The sequence below is a fragment of the Streptomyces sp. NPDC048392 genome, from assembly GCF_043200575.1.
Classification (GTDB): domain Bacteria; phylum Actinomycetota; class Actinomycetes; order Streptomycetales; family Streptomycetaceae; genus Streptomyces.
The window spans coordinates 55,588-72,435 of sequence record NZ_JBICYB010000003.1 but is presented as its reverse complement, the minus strand read 5'-3'; the positions used below and the strand labels follow the sequence as shown (position 1 = coordinate 72,435).

14 protein-coding genes and 1 riboswitch are annotated in these 16,848 nt (G+C 72.9%); of the genes, 7 read left to right on the top strand and 7 right to left on the bottom strand.

Annotation, left to right across the window (positions count from 1 at the left end; translation table 11 throughout):
* Positions 1–132 precede the first annotated feature (132 nt).
* The 4 genes from ACGFYH_RS06535 (at position 133) to ACGFYH_RS06520 (ending at position 5,102) form a co-directional block, all read left to right on the top strand.
* Positions 133–1,623 carry an amino acid permease gene (locus ACGFYH_RS06535; RefSeq protein ID WP_393802012.1) on the top strand — a complete coding sequence of 497 codons (1,491 nt, stop codon included), beginning with the start codon at positions 133–135 and terminating at the stop codon, positions 1,621–1,623.
* A 15-nt stretch (positions 1,624–1,638) separates the two neighbouring features.
* A complete protein-coding gene (locus ACGFYH_RS06530; RefSeq protein ID WP_217164272.1) occupies positions 1,639–2,091 on the top strand; it encodes an Lrp/AsnC family transcriptional regulator in 453 nt (150 codons plus the stop codon).
* Between the two features lie 438 nt (positions 2,092–2,529).
* A complete protein-coding gene (locus ACGFYH_RS06525) occupies positions 2,530–3,318 on the top strand; it encodes a carbon-nitrogen hydrolase family protein (protein WP_393802011.1) in 789 nt (262 codons plus the stop codon).
* A gap of 86 nt (positions 3,319–3,404) precedes the next feature.
* Positions 3,405–5,102, top strand: coding sequence for a flavin monoamine oxidase family protein (locus ACGFYH_RS06520; RefSeq protein ID WP_393802010.1), 1,698 nt, complete (start codon positions 3,405–3,407; stop codon positions 5,100–5,102).
* Between the two features lie 18 nt (positions 5,103–5,120).
* On the opposite strand, the gene ACGFYH_RS06515 is transcribed toward ACGFYH_RS06520, so the two are convergent.
* The gene (locus tag ACGFYH_RS06515) at positions 5,121–5,540 is read right to left on the bottom strand and encodes an LLM class flavin-dependent oxidoreductase (RefSeq protein WP_393802009.1); all 420 of its coding nucleotides are present in this window, start codon (positions 5,538–5,540) and stop codon (positions 5,121–5,123) included.
* A 65-nt stretch (positions 5,541–5,605) separates the two neighbouring features.
* Positions 5,606–6,301, bottom strand: a complete 696-nt coding sequence (locus ACGFYH_RS06510) for a DUF5995 family protein (RefSeq protein WP_393802008.1) — start codon at positions 6,299–6,301, stop codon at positions 5,606–5,608.
* Positions 6,302–6,475: 174 nt separating this feature from the next.
* On the opposite strand from ACGFYH_RS06510, the gene ACGFYH_RS06505 reads away from it, so the two are divergent.
* Positions 6,476–7,630, top strand: coding sequence for a glycoside hydrolase family 6 protein (locus ACGFYH_RS06505; RefSeq protein ID WP_393802299.1), 1,155 nt, complete (start codon positions 6,476–6,478; stop codon positions 7,628–7,630).
* Here ACGFYH_RS06505 and ACGFYH_RS06500 read toward each other — a convergent pair.
* Complete coding sequence (locus ACGFYH_RS06500; RefSeq protein WP_393802007.1) at positions 7,612–9,075, bottom strand: uracil-xanthine permease family protein; 1,464 nt, start codon at positions 9,073–9,075, stop codon at positions 7,612–7,614. The two genes, ACGFYH_RS06505 and ACGFYH_RS06500, sit on opposite strands and share 19 nt — an antisense overlap.
* Before the next feature lie 194 nt (positions 9,076–9,269).
* On the opposite strand from ACGFYH_RS06500, the gene ACGFYH_RS06495 reads away from it, so the two are divergent.
* The gene (locus tag ACGFYH_RS06495; RefSeq protein ID WP_393802006.1) at positions 9,270–9,728 is read left to right on the top strand and encodes an acyl-CoA thioesterase; all 459 of its coding nucleotides are present in this window, start codon (positions 9,270–9,272) and stop codon (positions 9,726–9,728) included.
* Here the strand turns inward: ACGFYH_RS06495 and ACGFYH_RS06490 are convergent.
* On the bottom strand, positions 9,688–10,899 hold the full coding sequence (locus ACGFYH_RS06490; protein ID WP_393802005.1) for an MFS transporter: 1,212 nt from the start codon (positions 10,897–10,899) through the stop codon (positions 9,688–9,690). The genes ACGFYH_RS06495 and ACGFYH_RS06490 overlap by 41 nt on opposite strands.
* 112 nt (positions 10,900–11,011) lie before the next feature.
* Between ACGFYH_RS06490 and ACGFYH_RS06485 the strand changes: the two genes are divergently transcribed.
* Positions 11,012–12,211, top strand: coding sequence for an ROK family transcriptional regulator (locus ACGFYH_RS06485; RefSeq protein ID WP_393802004.1), 1,200 nt, complete (start codon positions 11,012–11,014; stop codon positions 12,209–12,211).
* Positions 12,212–12,714: 503 nt separating this feature from the next.
* Here ACGFYH_RS06485 and ACGFYH_RS06480 read toward each other — a convergent pair.
* The 3 genes from ACGFYH_RS06480 to ACGFYH_RS06470 form a co-directional block, all read right to left on the bottom strand.
* Positions 12,715–13,149, bottom strand: a complete 435-nt coding sequence (locus ACGFYH_RS06480) for a hypothetical protein (RefSeq protein WP_393802003.1) — start codon at positions 13,147–13,149, stop codon at positions 12,715–12,717.
* A complete protein-coding gene (locus tag ACGFYH_RS06475; RefSeq protein WP_393802002.1) occupies positions 13,146–13,910 on the bottom strand; it encodes an SDR family oxidoreductase in 765 nt (254 codons plus the stop codon). The genes ACGFYH_RS06480 and ACGFYH_RS06475 overlap by 4 nt, the downstream gene beginning before the upstream one ends.
* Positions 13,911–14,037: 127 nt before the next feature.
* Positions 14,038–16,410: a chitinase C-terminal domain-containing protein gene (locus tag ACGFYH_RS06470; protein ID WP_393802001.1), complete on the bottom strand. Its 2,373-nt coding sequence runs from the start codon at positions 16,408–16,410 to the stop codon at positions 14,038–14,040.
* Between the two features lie 227 nt (positions 16,411–16,637).
* Positions 16,638–16,768: riboswitch (FMN riboswitch) on the top strand.
* Positions 16,769–16,848 lie beyond the last annotated feature (80 nt).

The following is a 16,848-nucleotide window of genomic DNA, read 5'->3' as shown; positions in this document are numbered from 1 at the left end:
GGCGGGGACCCCGCTCGGCGGGTCCCCGTTCGGCACGAGCGCGCCCGCCCGGCCCCCGCCGCTCCCAGGCCCGCCGGGAGCCCGTCCGCCCACCCCCGACGGCGCGACCGGCAGCGACAAAGGAGTCAACGCGTGCCCGACCAAGGCGCACCCCCGCACCACGACACATCGGCCGGCCCCACGTCCCCGGGCCTGGCCGCCCGCCTGATGCGCCGCAAGCCCGTGGAACGCCTGGTCGCGGAGGGCGGCCAGGGCGAGGGCGGCAGCCTCCGCCGCTCCCTCGGCCTCTGGCAGCTCACGATGATCAGCATCGGCGCCACCCTCGGCACCGGTATCTTCGTCGTCCTCGGCGAGGCCGTCCCCAAGGCCGGTCCCGCCGTCACGCTCTCCTTCGTCATCGCCGGTCTCACGGCGCTCTTCTCGGCCCTGTCCTACGCCGAACTGGCCGGCACCATCCCGGTCGCCGGGTCCTCGTACTCGTACGCCTACGCCACCATGGGTGAGCTGGTCGCCTGGGTCTGCGGCTGGTGTCTGGTCCTGGAGTACGGCGTGTCCGTGGCCGCCGTCGCCGTCGGCTGGGGCGAGTACCTGAACGAGCTGCTCGACGGCACCATCGGCGTCACCCTCCCCGCCGCCCTGTCGGCGCCACCGGGCGACGGCGGCCTCTTCAACCTGCCCGCGCTGATCGTCGTGCTCCTGGCCATGACCTTCCTGCTCGGCGGCGCCAGTGAGTCCGCCCGCGCCAACACGGTCATGGTCGTCGTCAAGATCGCGGCGCTGGTGCTGTTCTGCGTGATCGGCGTGCAGGGCTTCCGCTCCGGCAACTACGAGCACTTCATGCCGCTCGGCATGGCCGGCGTCAGCGCGGCCGGCGCGACGCTCTTCTTCTCGTACATCGGCTTCGACGCCGCCTCCACCGCCGGTGAGGAGGCGAAGAACGCCCAGCGCGACCTGCCCCGCGCGATCATGCTCTCCCTCGTCATCGTCACCGTGCTGTACGTCCTCGTGGCCGCCGTCGCCGTCGGTGCCAAGCCGTGGAAGGGGTTCACCGACTCCGAGGCCGCCCTCGCCCAGATCATGACCGACGTCACCGGGCAGAGCTTCTGGGGCACCCTCCTGGCGTTCTGCGCCGTCGTCGCCATCGCCAGCGTCGTCCTGACCGTCCTCTACGGCCAGACCCGCGTCCTGTTCGCCATGTCCCGCGACGGGCTGGTGCCCAAGGTGTTCTCCAAGGTCCACCCGAGGACCGGCGCCCCCCGCGCCAACACGCTGATCGTCTCGCTGTTCTGCGGCGTCCTCGCCGCCGCCGTCCCGCTCGGACAGCTCGCCGACGCCACCAGCATCGGCACCCTCTTCGCCTTCGCCCTGGTCAATGTGGCCGTCGTGGTGCTGCGCCGGACCCGTCCCGACATGCGCCGCACCTTCCGGGTGCCGCTGTCGCCGGTCCTGCCGGCCATCGGCCTCGCCCTCTGCGTCTGGATGATGGGCAGCCTGTCCACCGTCACCTGGACGGTCTTCGGTGTCTGGATGGCCGTCGGGCTCGTGTTCTACTTCGTGTACGGCCACCGCCGCTCCCGACTCGCCACGCCGGACCCGTCAGCGGCCCGGACGCACCAGAAGTGAAGTGAACGACCCGCAGTGCTGAACGATCTCGACGAACGCATCGTGCACGCCCTCGCCGAGGACGCCCGCCGCTCCTACGCGGACATCGGGCAGTCGGTCGGCCTCTCCGCGCCCGCCGTGAAAAGGCGCGTGGACCGGCTGCGCGCGACCGGAGCCATCACCGGCTTCACCGTACGGGTCGACCCCGCCGCGCTCGGCTGGGAGACCGAGGGGTTCGTCGAGATCCACTGCCGCCGCAACACCTCGCCGGAGACCATCCAGCGGGGCCTGGAGCGCTACCAGGAGGTCGTGGCCGCGTCCACCGTCACCGGGGACGCGGACGCGGTCGCCCAGGTCTTCGCCTCCGACATGCGGCACTTCGAGCGGGTCCTGGAGCGGATCGCCGGGGAGCCGTTCGTGGAGCGGACCAAGTCCGTGCTGGTGCTCTCGCCACTGCTGCGACGCTTCTCGTCGGGGTCGCCCACGTGACCGCGGGAGCAGGGGCGGCCGAGGCCGCAGCGGGCCACACCGAGCCGCGGGCGGCAGACCGCTGGGCGGGGAGCCGGGCGCCGTCCGGCATCGGCGCCATGGCCCGGCGGCATTGATTCACGAGCTGGACCGGACCGGCGCCGCCGACCGGTCGGGGTCAGGACGGTCACCACTGCTCCGGCGCCGTACTCCCGTCACATCGGGCCGCTGAGGGAGCGCTCTCCGCCGCACGGCGGGGGAGGGCATGCGGCGCCCGCCTCCCCGGGAGGAGCCGCTGAGGGCGCCGCCGTACCGGGAGCACAACGAATCGCCGCGGGGCGCCGCACGGACGCAACGATCCGCTCACCGGCGCGCAACAGGTCCTTCTTGTCCCGCCGAGGCCGCCGACCGTACCGTCTATCTGGCCCCCCGACCCCCTCCCACCGGTGAGGAACACGCATGCGCACCGCCCTGCTCCAGAGCTCCGGCCGGCCCGGTTCCGTCGCCGAGAACCTCGAGGTCCTCGACGAGGCCGCGGGCCGCGCCGCCGCCGCGGGGGCCGCGCTGCTCGTCACCTCCGAGCTGTTCCTCACCGGATACGCGATCGGCGACGCCGTCGGCGCCCTCGCCGAGCCCGCCGACGGCGACTGGGCCGACGCCGTCGCGGAGATCGCCGGGCGGCACGGCCTCGCGATCGCCTACGGCTACCCGGAGCGGGCCGGCGAGAGCGTCTTCAACTCCGTCCAGCTGATCTCCGCGGACGGCACCCGCCTGGCCGGCTACCGCAAGACCCACCTCTTCGGCTGCTTCGAGCGCGACCACTTCACCCCCGGCGAGCAGCCCGTCGTACAGGCGCGGCTCGACGGTGTCACCGTCGGCCTGATGATCTGCTACGACGTGGAATTCCCGGAGAACGTCCGCGCCCACGCCCTGGCCGGCACCGACCTGCTGCTCGTCCCGACCGCGCAGATGCACCCGTTCCAGTTCGTCGCCGAGTCCGTCGTGCCGGTGCGGGCCTTCGAGAACCAGATGTACGTCGCGTACGTCAACCGCGCCGGCCGGGAGGGCGAGTTCGAGTTCGTCGGCCTCTCCACTCTCGCCGGCCCCGACGGGACCGCCCGCGCCCGCGCCGGGCGGGAGGAGGAACTGGTCCTCGCCGACGTCGACCCGGCCCTCCTCGCCGCATCGCGCGAGACCAACCCGTACCTGCGGGACCGCCGCCCCGGCCTCTACGGCTCCCTCGCCTGAACACACAGGCGGCCCGAGCCCGGAGGCCACAGACGCGAACCGAGAGTCCCGACGCCCGTTCCACCCGTGCAAGGAGTCCGTACCCCATGACGTCCACCGTGCCCAACGCGATCGAGCACGCAGACGAGCAGCAGCCGCCGATCACCATGTTCGGACCGGACTTCCCGTACGCGTACGACGACTTCCTCGCCCACCCGGCGGGCCTCGGTCAGATACCCGCGACCGAGCACGGCGGCGAGGTCGCCGTCATCGGCGGTGGTCTGTCCGGCGTCGTCGCCGCCTACGAGCTGATGAAGATGGGCCTCAGGCCCGTCGTCTACGAGGCCGACCGGATCGGCGGCCGGCTGCGGACCGTCGGCTTCGACGGCTGCGACCCCTCGCTGACCGCCGAGATGGGCGCGATGCGCTTCCCGCCGTCGTCCACCGCCCTCCAGCACTACATCGACCTGGTGGGCCTTCGGACCCGGGCCTTCCCCAACCCGCTCTCCGAGGCGACGCCGTCGACCGTCGTCGACCTCAAGGGCGAGTCGCACTACGCCGAGACGCTCGACGACCTGCCGCAGGTCTACCGGGACGTGGCCGAGGCCTGGGCGAAGTGCCTCGAGGAGGGCGCCGACTTCTCCGACATGAACCGCGCCCTGCGCGAGCGCGACGTCCCGCGCATCCGCGAGATCTGGGCGAAGCTGGTGGAGAAGCTCGACAACCAGACCTTCTACGGCTTCCTGTGCGACTCGGAGGCCTTCAAGTCCTTCCGGCACCGGGAGATCTTCGGCCAGGTCGGCTTCGGCACCGGCGGCTGGGACACCGACTTCCCCAACTCCATCCTGGAGATCCTCCGCGTCGTCTACACCGAGGCGGACGACCACCACCGCGGCATAGTCGGCGGCTCCCAGCAGCTGCCGCTCAGGCTCTGGGAGCGCGAGCCGGAGAAGATCGTCCACTGGCCGCACGGCACCTCCCTGAAATCGCTGCACACGGACGGCGAGCCCCGCCCGGCCGTGACCCGGCTGCACCGCACCGCCGGCAACCGGATCACCGTGACCGACGCCGACGGCGACATCCGCACGTACCGGGCGGCGATCTTCACCGCCCAGTCCTGGATGCTGCTCTCGAAGATCGCCTGCGACGACTCGCTCTTCCCGATCGACCACTGGACCGCGATCGAGCGCACCCACTACATGGAGAGCTCCAAGCTCTTCGTGCCGGTCGACCGGCCCTTCTGGCTGGACAAGGACGAGGACACGGGCCGGGACGTCATGTCGATGACGCTCACCGACCGGATGACCCGCGGCACCTACCTCCTCGACGACGGTCCGGGCAAGCCCGCCGTCATCTGCCTCTCCTACACCTGGTGCGACGACAGCCTGAAGTGGCTGCCGCTGTCCGCGGGCGAGCGGATGGAGGTCATGCTCAAGTCGCTCGGCGAGATCTACCCGAAGGTCGACATCAGGAAGCACGTCATCGGCAACCCGGTGACGGTCTCCTGGGAGAACGAGCCCTACTTCATGGGCGCGTTCAAGGCCAACCTGCCCGGTCACTACCGCTACCAGCGGCGCCTGTTCACCCACTTCATGCAGGAGGAGCTGCCCGAGGACAAGCGGGGCATCTTCCTCGCCGGCGACGACATCTCCTGGACGGCCGGCTGGGCCGAGGGCGCCGTCCAGACGGCGCTGAACGCGGTCTGGGGCGTCATGCACCACCTCGGCGGCGAGACCGACGCGACCAACCCCGGCCCCGGTGACCTGTACGGGGAGATCGCGCCGGTGGAACTGCCCGAGGACTAGGAGTCCCACGCCCGGGGCCTAGATCCCGGCCGCCCTCGCCTTCTCGTACACGAGGGCCGCGACGTCCTTGAGTTCCTCGGCGTCCCGCGTGCCGCTCTGCAGGTCCACGAGGATCTCGTCGAGGCCGGTCCCGGCGTGCGCGGCCAGGTCCTCGACGATCTGGTCGACGCCGCCCTGGAAGGGGCGCCGGCCGGAGCCCTCGTGGTGCGCCGCGCTGTAGCGGGCGTTGACCCGCGGCACCGTCCGGATCGGTTCCGTACGGCCCCGTTCGGCGGCCAGGTCCCGCAGTCGCCGCCACTGCTCGGCGACGGCCTCGGCACCCGTGCCGGTCGGCAGCCGGCCGTCGGCGTGGTCGACCAGGCGACGCCTGGCCCTGCCGCTGCCCGCCGCCAGCAGGATCGGGTTGCTCCTTCGCGGTCGGGGTGCGATGTCGCCCATGGGGGCGACGTACAGCGAGGGCAGCACGGGTGTCCCCGGAGCGCACACCGGGCGGAGGGGGCGGATCAGCCCCGCAGCGGCGTGAGCAGCATGCGTCCCGCGAAGCCCACCGCCGCGTCCAGCCGCTCCGTGAGCTCCCCGGCGACGTCCGGCAGCCGGCGCAGCGCCCACAGTGCCCGGGCCGCCGTCCAGGCGCCCTCACGGGCGCGGTCCAGGCTCCAGGAGCCGAGCAGATGGGTCAGCGGGTCGGCGATACGGAGCAGGTCGGGGCCCGGCATCAGCTCGTCGCGGATGCGTTCCTCCAGCGAGACGAGGAGATCACCCACGCGGTCGAACTCGTCCTCCAGGTCGACGGGTTCGCAGCCGAGCGTACGACAGGTGTCCACCACGGCCAGCGCGAGATCGTGGCCGATGTGCGCGTTGATGCCCGCCAGCGCGAACTGCAGCGGCCGTACTCCGGGATGGCGGCGGAACTGGAACAGGGGGCGCCAGCAGGCGGGCGGACGGCGGTCTTCCTCCGCCGCGTCCACGGCGGCCAGATAGCGCTCCGCGAACCGCACGTCCAGGGCGATCGCGGCCCCGGCGTCCGTGAACCGGCCGTGGTCGATGTGCCGGTCGACGGCCTCCGTGACGGCCAGGTAGACGCGGTTGAAGACCGCCACCCCGTCACGGCCCGGCAGTGCCGCTTCGAGGGCGCGCATCCGGTTCAGGACCGTGTCCACCGTCAGGGCGGGCGTCGGGACTTGCTCGCAGTGCGCCATGGCCGCAGGGTCGCAGCTTTAGGCTGACGGCACTGCCGGCGGGCCCGACGCTTCCCCAGAACGGGGGAAAGCGCCCGCCGTGCGGGGGAGGGGGAACCGTACGTGTCAGGCATTCGTGCCCGGCGCCCGGCCGCTCGCAGGGCCGGGCGCAGGAGCGCCGCCGGCCGGGGCGCGATGGTCGCGGTGGCGTCCGTCGTCGTCGCGGTGGGCACCGCGACCGGCATGCTGACCGCGCCCGGCGACGACGGGGGCCGCGGCGCCGAGCAAGCCCGGCCGCAGGTGACGCGGTCACCGCGCCCGGACTCCCCGCCGGGCAGCCCGTCCCCGGCACCGTCGGTGCCGCCGTCGCCGTCGCCGTCACCGTCCGCCTCTTCCTCGCCGACGGCGAGGAAGACGGGCCCCGGAGCCTCGCCGGAGAAGACGTCCGAGGACGCTGCGGCGCAGAGGCCCCGGACCACGGCCGCCGCCACCCGCCTCTACCGGCATCCGGATTCCCAGGTCCTGGAGTGGGTCCGGTCCCACCCCGGCGACCCGCGCCAGGACGTCATCGCGTCGCGGATAGCCGACCGTCCGGCCGCCGTCTGGTTCGCCGACCACACCCCGGCCACCATCACCTCCAGGGTCCGCGCCGTCACCTCCGCGGGCGCCGCCCGGGGCCGGGTGCCGGTCGTCGTCCCGTACGCGATACCCGACCGCGACTGCGGCGGCCACTCCGAGGGCGGCGCACCCGACCTGGACGCCTACGACGCCTGGATCGACCGGTTCGCCGCCGGGCTGGGCTCCGGCGACGTCATCGTCGTGCTGGAGCCCGACTCGGTCGCCCAGTCCGAGTGCCTGTCCACCGGTGAGCGCGCCGACCGCTTCGCGTCGCTGGCGCGGGCGGGGCGCGTCATGAAGGACGCCAATCCCAGGGCGCGCGTCTACTTCGACGCGGGCCACTCCGGCTGGCACGCGCCCGCCAAGCAGGCGGGGTGGCTCGAGCGGGCCGGTGCCGCCTCGGCCGCCTCGTCCGACGGCATCTTCAGCAACGTCTCCAACTTCCACGCCACCGCCGACGAGGTCGCCTACGACCGCGCGGTCCTCGACGCCCTCGGCGGCTCGGCGAGCCTCGGCGCCGTCATCGACACCAGCCGCAACGGCAACGGCGCCCCGCCCGACGGCGAGTGGTGCGACCCGGCCGGCCGCAAGATCGGCCACGCACCGACCCTCAGCACCGGCATGGGGCGCGTCGACGCCTACCTGTGGGTGAAGCTGCCGGGGGAGTCGGACGGCTGCAAGGGGGCGCCGGGCACGTTCACCCCGTCGTACGCCTACGACCTGGCGCGCTGAGAACCGCCGTCCCCGGTGTTCGCGTCCGTCTCCCCGTCCGTCTCCCCGTCCGTCTCGTCCCTCTCCTCGTCCGGCTTCTCGTCGTACGACGACGTGCCCTCGTCCAGCAGCGGCTGCTGCCTCTTGAGGTGGGCCGGGGCGAAGGCCCGCAGCGCGTGGTAGCCGGTGATGACGACCAGGGTGCCGAGCGCGATGCCGCTCAGCGAGAAGGTGTCGGTGAACTCCATGCTGACGTTGCCGACGCCGATGATGATGCCCGCGGCGGCCGGCACCAGGTTCAGCGGGTTGCGCAGGTCCACCTCGGCGTTGATCCAGATCTGCGCGCCGAGCAGCCCGATCATGCCGTAGAGGATCACGGTGATGCCGCCGAGGACGCCGCCCGGGATCGCGGCCACGACCGCGCCGAACTTCGGGCAGACGCCGAAGAGCAGGGCGAAGCCCGCCGCCGCCCAGTAGGCGGCCGTCGAGTAGACCCGGGTCGCCGCCATCACACCGATGTTCTCGGAGTACGTGGTGTTGGGCGGGCCGCCGACCGCCGTGGACAGCATCGAGCCGACGCCGTCGGCCGAGATCGCCGTGCCGAGCCTGTCGTCGAGGGAGTCGCCGGTCATCTCGCCGACCGCCTTGACGTGCCCGGCGTTCTCCGCGATCAGCGCGATGACGACCGGCAGGGCCACCAGGATCGCCGACCACTCGAAGCTCGGTCCGTGGAAGGACGGCAGCCCGATCCAGTCGGCCCGACCGACGGCGGAGAGGTCCAGCCGCCAGTGGTCGGTGACCTTGCCGCTGCCGTCCACCGAGTGGATCTTCCCGAAGATCCGGTCGAGGACCCAGGAGAGGACGTACCCGAAGACGAGCCCCAGGAAGATCGCGACGCGGGACCAGAAGCCGCGCAGGCACACCACGGCCAGACCGGTGAACAGCATCACCAGCAGTGCCGTCCACTGGTCCTGCGGCCAGTAGGTGGAGGCGGTGACCGGGGCCAGGTTGAAGCCGATCAGCATCACCACCGCGCCGGTGACGATCGGCGGCATCGCGGCGTGGATGATCCGCGCCCCGAAGCGCTGCACGGCCAGCCCCACCAGGAACAGCGCGGCGCCGACCACCAGGACCGCACCGGTCACCGTGGCGCTGGTGCCGCCCTGGGCCCGGATGACGGCGGCGACGCCGACGAAGGAGAGCGAACAGCCGAGGTAGCTGGGCACCCGGCCGCGGGTGGCGAGCAGGAAGATGACGGTCGCCACGCCCGACATCATGATCGCGAGGTTGGGGTCCAGGCCCATCAGGACCGGAGCCACGAAGGACGCCCCGAACATGGCCACCACGTGCTGGGCGCCGAGCCCGGCCGTACGGGGCCACGAGAGCCGTTCGTCGGGGCGGACCACCGCTCCGGGTGCGGGCGTGCGCCCGTCACCGTGCAGCTTCCAGCGCACGCCGAGGTCCATGGTGAGGTGTCGCTTTCTCTGTACGTGAGGACTGTCCGGACCATTGTCAGGGGTAGCCGGCCCGTGCCCGTCCCGCGCCCCCGCTGACCAGCGCCTTCCCGGCGACCTGCCCGGCCGGTGTGCTGAGCGTCCGCTTAGGATGGAGGGGATCCGCCGTACGTGAGCACCGCCGAGCAGGACCAGGAGCCCCACCGGTGACCGCCGAAGCCCCCGCCGCCCCCGTTCTCTCCCACGGCCGGCTCGTCCCCGTCACCGTCCACTTCGACGACCTGGACGCGCTCGGCCTGCTGCACAACGCCCGCTACCCCGTCATGGTCGAGCGGGCCTGGGCCGAGTTGTGGACCGAGCACGGCTTCCGGTTCGAGGGCGACTGGGCCGCGGCCGGCGACGCCTGCAACGCGGTCAGGGAACTGACGATCGGCTATGAGGCGCCGGTCACCCGGCCGGGCGCGTACGCCGTCCACCTGTGGCTGGACCGGCTCGGCACCACCGGGCTGACCTACGGCTTCCGGTTCTGTTCGGCGGACGGTGCCACGACCTACGCCCGCGGCACCAGGGTGCTGGTGCGGCTGGACTCGCGGACGCTGCGTCCGGCGCCGTGGAGCGACACCTTCAGGACTGCCGGCCGGGCACTTCTGCGGCCGGCGGACTGATCTTCGGCCGGTCCCGGTCCCCGGCCCGCAGCACCTTCGCGAACGCCACCAGGCAGCAGGCCAGCAGCGTCACCAGACCGAACGACACCACCAGGCTGGTCGCCTGGGCCAGCCCGCCGATCGCGCTCGGCGCGACCAGCCCCGAGGTGTACGTGATGGTGGCGACGCCCGCGATGGCCAGGCTCGGGTTGGAACCGGCGCGGCCCGCCGCGGCGAAGCACAGCGGGACGACCACGGCGATGCCGAGGCCCATCAGGGCGAAGCCGGTCATCGCCACCGCGGGATGGCCCCCGACCACGACGAGCAGACCGCCGAGGGTGGCCAGTACACCGCTCACGCGCACCGTGCGTACCGCGCCGAACCGGTCCACCACCTTGTCGCCGGCGAGCCGGGCCAGCGCCATGGTGAGCGTGAAACCCGTCGTGCACGCCGCCGCCAGACCGGCCGAGGTCTCCAGCTCGTCCCGCAGATAGACCGCCGACCAGTCCAGGCTCGCGCCCTCCGCGAACACCGCGCAGAAGCCGACCGCGCCGATCAGCAGTGCCGACCTGGGCGGCAGCGCGAAGCGCGGCGGCGGGTCCTCGTCCTCGGCGGGCTGGAGGTCCAGCACCCAGCTGCAGGCGACCAGGCCCGTCACGGTCAGGGCCGCGGCGGCCAGGACGTGGTGCGTCCGGGCGTCCGCGCCGAGGTGCGCGGCGAGCGTGCCGGCCGCCGAACCGATCAACGCGCCCGTGCTCCACATGCCGTGCAGCCCCGACATGATCGATTTGTCCAGCCGGTTCTCGACCTCGACGCCGAGCGCGTTCATCGCCACGTCCGACATGCCGGCGGTGGCGCCGTAGACGAACAGGGCCAGGCACAGGGTCAGCAGGTTCGGGGCGAGCGAGGGCAGCACCAGCGCCAGCGTCCACAGCGCCAGCAGGCCGCGCAGCGCGGTACGGGCGCCGAAGCGGTGGCTGACGCTGCCGGCCAGCGGCATGGCGAGGGACGCGCCGAGCGCCGGAAAGGCGAGCGCCAGCCCCAACTGGCCCGCGCTCACCTGGGCGTGGTCCTGGATCCAGGGCACGCGGGTCGCGAAGGAGCCGGTGACGGCGCCGTGCACGGCGAACACGGCCGCCACGGCGTACCGGGCGCGCCGCACCTCGCGTTGCCCGTAGATCACTGCGCTCATCGTCCACCCCTCCGTCGCGGCACTGCGCCGCGTAAACTATCAGGGAGCCTGCCTGATAGATAGTGGATTACCGGCGCGGGCCCCCGCGCCGCCGATCTGGAAGGATCCCGGCATGCCCGCATCCCCGAGCACCGCCCGGGCCGTCAACGACCGGCTCGCCCTCGACCTGCTCCAGGCGGAGGGGCCGTTGACGGCAGGGCAGTTGAAGCAGCTGACCGGCCTGTCCCGGCCCACCGTCGCCGACCTCGTCGAACGCCTCGCCGCCGCCGGGCTGATCGAGGTGGCGGGGGAGTCGGGCGAACAGCGCCGGGGACCGAACGCCAAGCTGTACGGCATCGTCGCCGAGCGCGCCCATCTCGCCGCCCTCGACGTGCGCACCGAGGGCGTCGCCGTGCTCGTCTCCGACCTGCTGGGCCGGGTGCTCGCCGAGGCCTCCGTGCCGATCGACGACCACAGCGGCACCGGGCCGGCGGTGGAGCAGGCGGTGAGCCTGGTGGAGAGCGCGGCGAAGGAGGCCGGCGCCGACCGGCTGCACACCGTCGCCATCGGCGCGCCCGGCCTGATCGACCCGGCCGGCGGGGAACTCCGCGACACCACCGGACTGCCCGAATGGCACCGCCGGCTGATGGCCGCGCTCCAGGAGAAGTTCCCCGGGGCGCGCGTCGGCGTCGAGAACGAGACCAACCTCGCCGCCCTGGCCGAGCAGCGCGGCGGGGCCGCCCGCGACCGGGACACCTTCGTCCTCCTGTGGCTCGGCCTCGGCATCGGCGCCGCCGTCGTCCTCGACGGCGCACTGCGCCGGGGGGTCTCCGGCGGCGCGGGGGAGATCGGCTTCATGCCGGTCCCCGGCGCCGCGGGCCTCCCCTCCGCCACCGACTGCGACGGCGGCTTCCACTCCGTGGCCGGGTCGGCGGCGGTGACCGCCCTCGCGGCGGAGCACGGCGTGGCGGCACGGTCCGCCGGACCCGAGCCGCACGCCGCCACGCTGGTCCGGGAAGCGGTACGCCGGTCGGCGGGCGGCGGCGACCCGGCCGCCGAGCGGTTCCTCGACGCGCTCGCCGACCGCGTCGTCCTCGGTGCCGCCGCCGTGGTCTCCGTCCTCGACCCAGGCTGCCTGGTGCTCGCCGGCGAGGTCGGCCGGGCAGGCGCCGACGCGCTCGCCGACCGCGTCCAGCACCGCCTCACCCGGATGTCCCCGCTCGCCACCGAGGTCCGCCCCAGCACCCTGGGCGGCGGCGCGGTACTGCGCGGGGCACTGCTGACCGCCCGCGACCGCGCCCAGGACGAACTCTTCGCACCACCGGAACGCTAGGCCCTGTCGTCGAACTCCCGTCCGCCCGGCGGCGTCATGCGCGCACTCCCGCCGTACCGGGCCCCGACCCGGGTACATCCGGTACGAGGCCCGGGACCCGGCACGCCGAGAGCACGCATCCGACGCCGCGGGGCCACCCTCCGGGCGACGACGCGAGTTCGACGACAGGACCCAGCCGCGCTGTCCGGGGAGGCCGGGGACGGGCGCGGCCGGCCCCCGGGTGCCGGGAAGCCGACGTCCTGTGGGCCCGGGGCGGCCGTCCGACCGCCGGGCCGCGGCGGAGGAAGGGCCTCGCAGGAGCGCCCCGGGTCCGCCCCGCTTGCCCGGAGCGGACCGTTCGCACCGCCGGAGCCGGGGTCCGCGGCGCGTCGGCCGGGGCGGCTCGCGCACCCGTGCCGGGCGCGTGCGCCGGAGGCCGGACGCGGCGCGGACCGGGGGCGGGGCAGCGTTCGGTGGGCGCGCCGCCGGGACGTTCGTTGCCCTCGGCGTCCCGCGACACTCGCTCAGGGCGCGGTTCTCCGCTCCGCGGGGCCCGGCTCACGGAAGGCCGTCTCGTCCGCCGCCAGCCACACCAGTACGGCCGGCAGCAGCACCGCCGTTCCCAGCAGGGCCAGGAAGCCGGCCCCGCTCGCCGCCGACAGGGGCTCCAGGTGCCGGGCGTGGAAGAGGAGGTGGGTGACGGAGGAGACCAGGTAGGCCACCAGGGCCGTCAGCACCAGGCGGCGTTCCATCGCGGCCACCGCCGCGCACAGCACCACGGCGAGCGCGAGGCTCGCACCGCCGAAGTCACGGAGCAGATGCTCGTTGTAGGGCGGCAGGTGCGACACCCAGCGCCACTTCCAGAACAGCTCGGGCAGCAGCAGGATCCACAGCCCCAGCACCGCCTGGCCGCCCGCGAGCAGTCCCAGGCCCGCCCGCAGCCATGCCCGTCTGCTCATGCGCGCCGCCCGCTCTCCCCGTCGCCGAACCGCACCGCCAGATACTCCTCGAACGTCTTCTCGCCGACCGCGTGCCCGGGCGCCAGATGCCCGCCCTCGCGGAACGCGCGGTAGGTCTTCCCCGCGAGCGGCACGTTCACCACGGCCCGCCGACGACCCGTCACGCCCAGATACGCGCGGGCCAGGGACTCGACGGTGCGCACCTCGGGACCCCCCAGGTCCGCCACCCGCCCGGCGGGCGCGCCGACGGCCAGTTCCACGATCCGGTCCGCGACCTCCGCCACCTCCACCGGCTGGTCGCAGACATGGGCGGGCAGCACCGCGACCGGTGCCTTGGCCAGAACCCGCAGCATCCGCACCACCAGGTCGTGGAACTGGGTCGCGCGCAGCACCGTCCACCCGAGGCCCGACTCCTCCACCAGCCGCTCGACGGCGAGCTTGGTCCGGTAGTAGCCGAGCGGCACCCGGTCGACGCCGACGATCGAGATGTAGACCAGGTGAGCGACCCCGGCCCGCCGCGCCGCCGCGACGAGGTTCGCGGCCGAGCGCTCGTCCCCGCCGCGCTGCGTGGTCGCGCAGTGCACGACCGCGTCGGCGCCGGCGAGTGCCGCGTCGAGCCCGCTGCCGCCCTCGCGCAGGTCGACGGCGTACGGCCGGCTGTGCCGGCTGAGCACCCGCACCTCGTGCCCGGCGGTGAGCAGCCGTTCGGTGACGAGCCGGCCGAGCGTGCCGGTGCCGCCGGTCACCAGGATCGTCGTCATGCTGTTCAGCCCCTGTCGGTCGCGGTGGTCATGACCGCACCCTGCCAGAGCCCGGCAGGGTGCGGTCAGGCGACCCGGCGGCGGGCAAGGGCCTTCGTCACCGCCGCCGGGCCCGTCTCGCCGGGGGTCAGCAGGCGCCGAGGTCCTGCCAGACTCCCCATTCACCGGTGGTTCCGGGCTCCTCGCCCTTCGTCCACCACCTGGACTTCCACGTGTGCTCACGGTGGGAGACCGTGGTGGCGCCGCCGTACGCCGTGGCCGCGTCCCAGGCCGGGACGGTGCACTGCCCGGTGCCGTCCGTCGGGCTGGGGCCCGGGCCCGGGGACTGCGTGCCCGTGGGCGCCGGGGTGGGGTCCGGTGTCTGCGTTCCCGGTTCCACCACGGTCGTGCCCCGGGCGAGGTCACCCGCGAGGGCGTACGTCTTCCCGCCGAACGTCACCGTCCAGTTCGACGGCGTCGACACCGGCAGGTAGTACACGAAGTCCACCGTGGTGGAGGCGCCCGGCGCCAGCGACTGCCAGGCCGGCAGCTTCAGCGAAACCCGGTGGTAGTCGCCCTTCAGGCCACCCGCGTTGTCGCCCGTGTGGTCGCTGCGGATCACCGAAGTGCCCCAGCCGGACTGGTCCTTGGCATTGCCGGGGGCGGACGTGGCGTAGTCGAACCGGAACTCCGTGCCGCCGGGCAGGGCCGTTTCCGTGTTGTTGGTGATCTTCAGCTCGGGGCTGATCGGATAGTTGGAGTCACCGAGCGGGAACTGCCCGAACTCCACGTCGATGTCCAGCGCCTCGCTCGGCATGTCGGTCGTGGCCCGCTTCGCGCCGTACGGTCCGGCCGACCTGAACGTCCGGTACATCGTGTCGGTCAGCGTCGAACCCGGCACGTACTGGTCCTTGCCCGCGTCCCAGGCGTAGTCGCCGGCCAGCTCCCAGATCATCGTGCCGCCGATGCCGCGGTCGGCGACGTAGTCCGCCTTGGCCTTCACCGACTGCTCGTCCTCGGTCGACAGGAAGACCTTCTTCTCGGCGTTCCACAGCCAGGGCGCGACCAGCGTGGCGTCGTACCTGCGGGCGTAGGTCCCGGTCAGCTTCGTGCCGGCCGGGAAGCCGTAGTCGGTGACGTAGTCGCCGACGATGCCCTTCTCCAGGTTCTTGGCGTGCCACATCGGGTTGGAACCCGCGGGCGACTCCTTGCCGTCGGCGTCGAGGTCGTGCCACAGATTGTCGATGCCGACCGCGCCGTCACCGCACTTGGTCAGGCCCGAGCCCGCCGGGCAGTCCGTGGCGGGTGCCCTGCCCCAGAGCCCGTCGGTGCCGCCGGTGACGTTCTTGAAGCCCCGCGTGTAGTAGGGGAGCCCGATGTTGATGCGTCCGGCGGGCATCGAGCCGCGGAAGTAGTGGTATGCCCAGTCGGTGTTGAGGTAGCCGACACCGCCGTACTGGGAGGTGGTGTACACACCCGCCGAGGCGAGTTCCGCGTCCTTGCCGTCGTCGAAGAGGGAGGCGTTCGGGCCGACGTACTCGTTCCAGGCGCCGTGCAGGTCGTACGACATGATGTTGACGTAGTCCAGGTACTTCTGGACCTGGAAGGTCTCCATGCCGCGCAGCAGGTAACCGGAGGACGGCGCGGCGACGGAGAGGAGGTAGTGCCTGCCGTCCGCGGCGCCCGCGCGGTCGAGTCTCTCGCGCAGCGTCTTCATCAGCGCCGCGTAGCCCTCGGCCAGCCCGGCCCGGCGGCCGTTCGCGAAGGACCGGTCGAGCGGATTGCCCGCGTCCTTCATCGTCGTCGGGTACTCGTAGTCGATGTCGACGCCGTTGAAGCCGTACTCGCGCACGAAGTCGACCGCCGAGTCGGCGAAGGTGTCGATCCCGGCCCGGTTGACCGAGCCGTCGGCGTGGGTGGCCATCGAGTAGAAGCCGCCCGAGTCCACCCGTGTGCCGTCGTCCGCGAAATAGCCGCCCGTCTCGGCCCAGCCGCCCACCGAGATCATCGTCTTGACGTCCGGGTGCTGCTTCTTGAACTTGTTGAGCACATTGAAGTGGCCCTTGTAGGGGAGACCCGGGTCCATCTCGGCACCCTCGACCCCGGGCCACGTCATGCCGGTCGCCGGGTTCGCCGCGCCGTCCGAGCCGACCGAGAGCCTGTTGCCGCCGTCCACGTGCGCGAAGGCGTAGTTGATGTGGGTGATCCTGTCCCACGGGATGTCCGAGGCCAGGTACGCCGGCTTGCCGTCCTTGCCCGTGCGCCAGCCGGTGAAGTACCCGATCACCCGGCGCGGGTGGTCGACGCCCATCTTCTCCCGGCCCGCGGAGTCGTAGACCGAGCAGTACGGGACGTCCACGCCTGGAGTCTCGTAGAGGCCGTCGGGACGGCAGGACTCCTGGCCGGCGGCTTGGGACGCGGTCGCCGGTAGACCGGCGAGCAGCAGGCCGGCGACGGCGGCGGCCGCGAACAGGGCCGGACCGGCTCTGCGGCCGGTTCTGGGGCGTGAGGGGGAAGGCACAGTCGGTTCCTCTCCACGGAAGTTGCGCAGACCCTAGAGAGGACTAGACCACTGAGTCAATAGGTATGGACCAATCTCGGGGCGGCTCGGCGGCTCGGCGGCTCGGAGGCCGCCCGGCCGGCCGCCCGTGGCACGGCCCGCCGCCCGGGAGCGTTCTGTGAGCCACTCCACACGGTCCGTCCGCATGGACCGCGATCAGTCGTGGCACACTGGCCGTGTACCAGAAGCAGCGCACTCCGGGGTCGGTGAAAGTCCGAACCGGCGGTTACAGTCCGCGACCCGGTCGCCTCCAGCGGCCGGTTGACCAGGTGAAATTCCTGGACCGACGGTTAAAGTCCGGATGGGAGGCAGTGCGCGGCGGGCGAGCACAGGTGCGCGCCGCCGATCTCTGGACGCGCCCGTCACGGGCGGGTCCCGTCCGGTGGCGTTCCCGGTGTC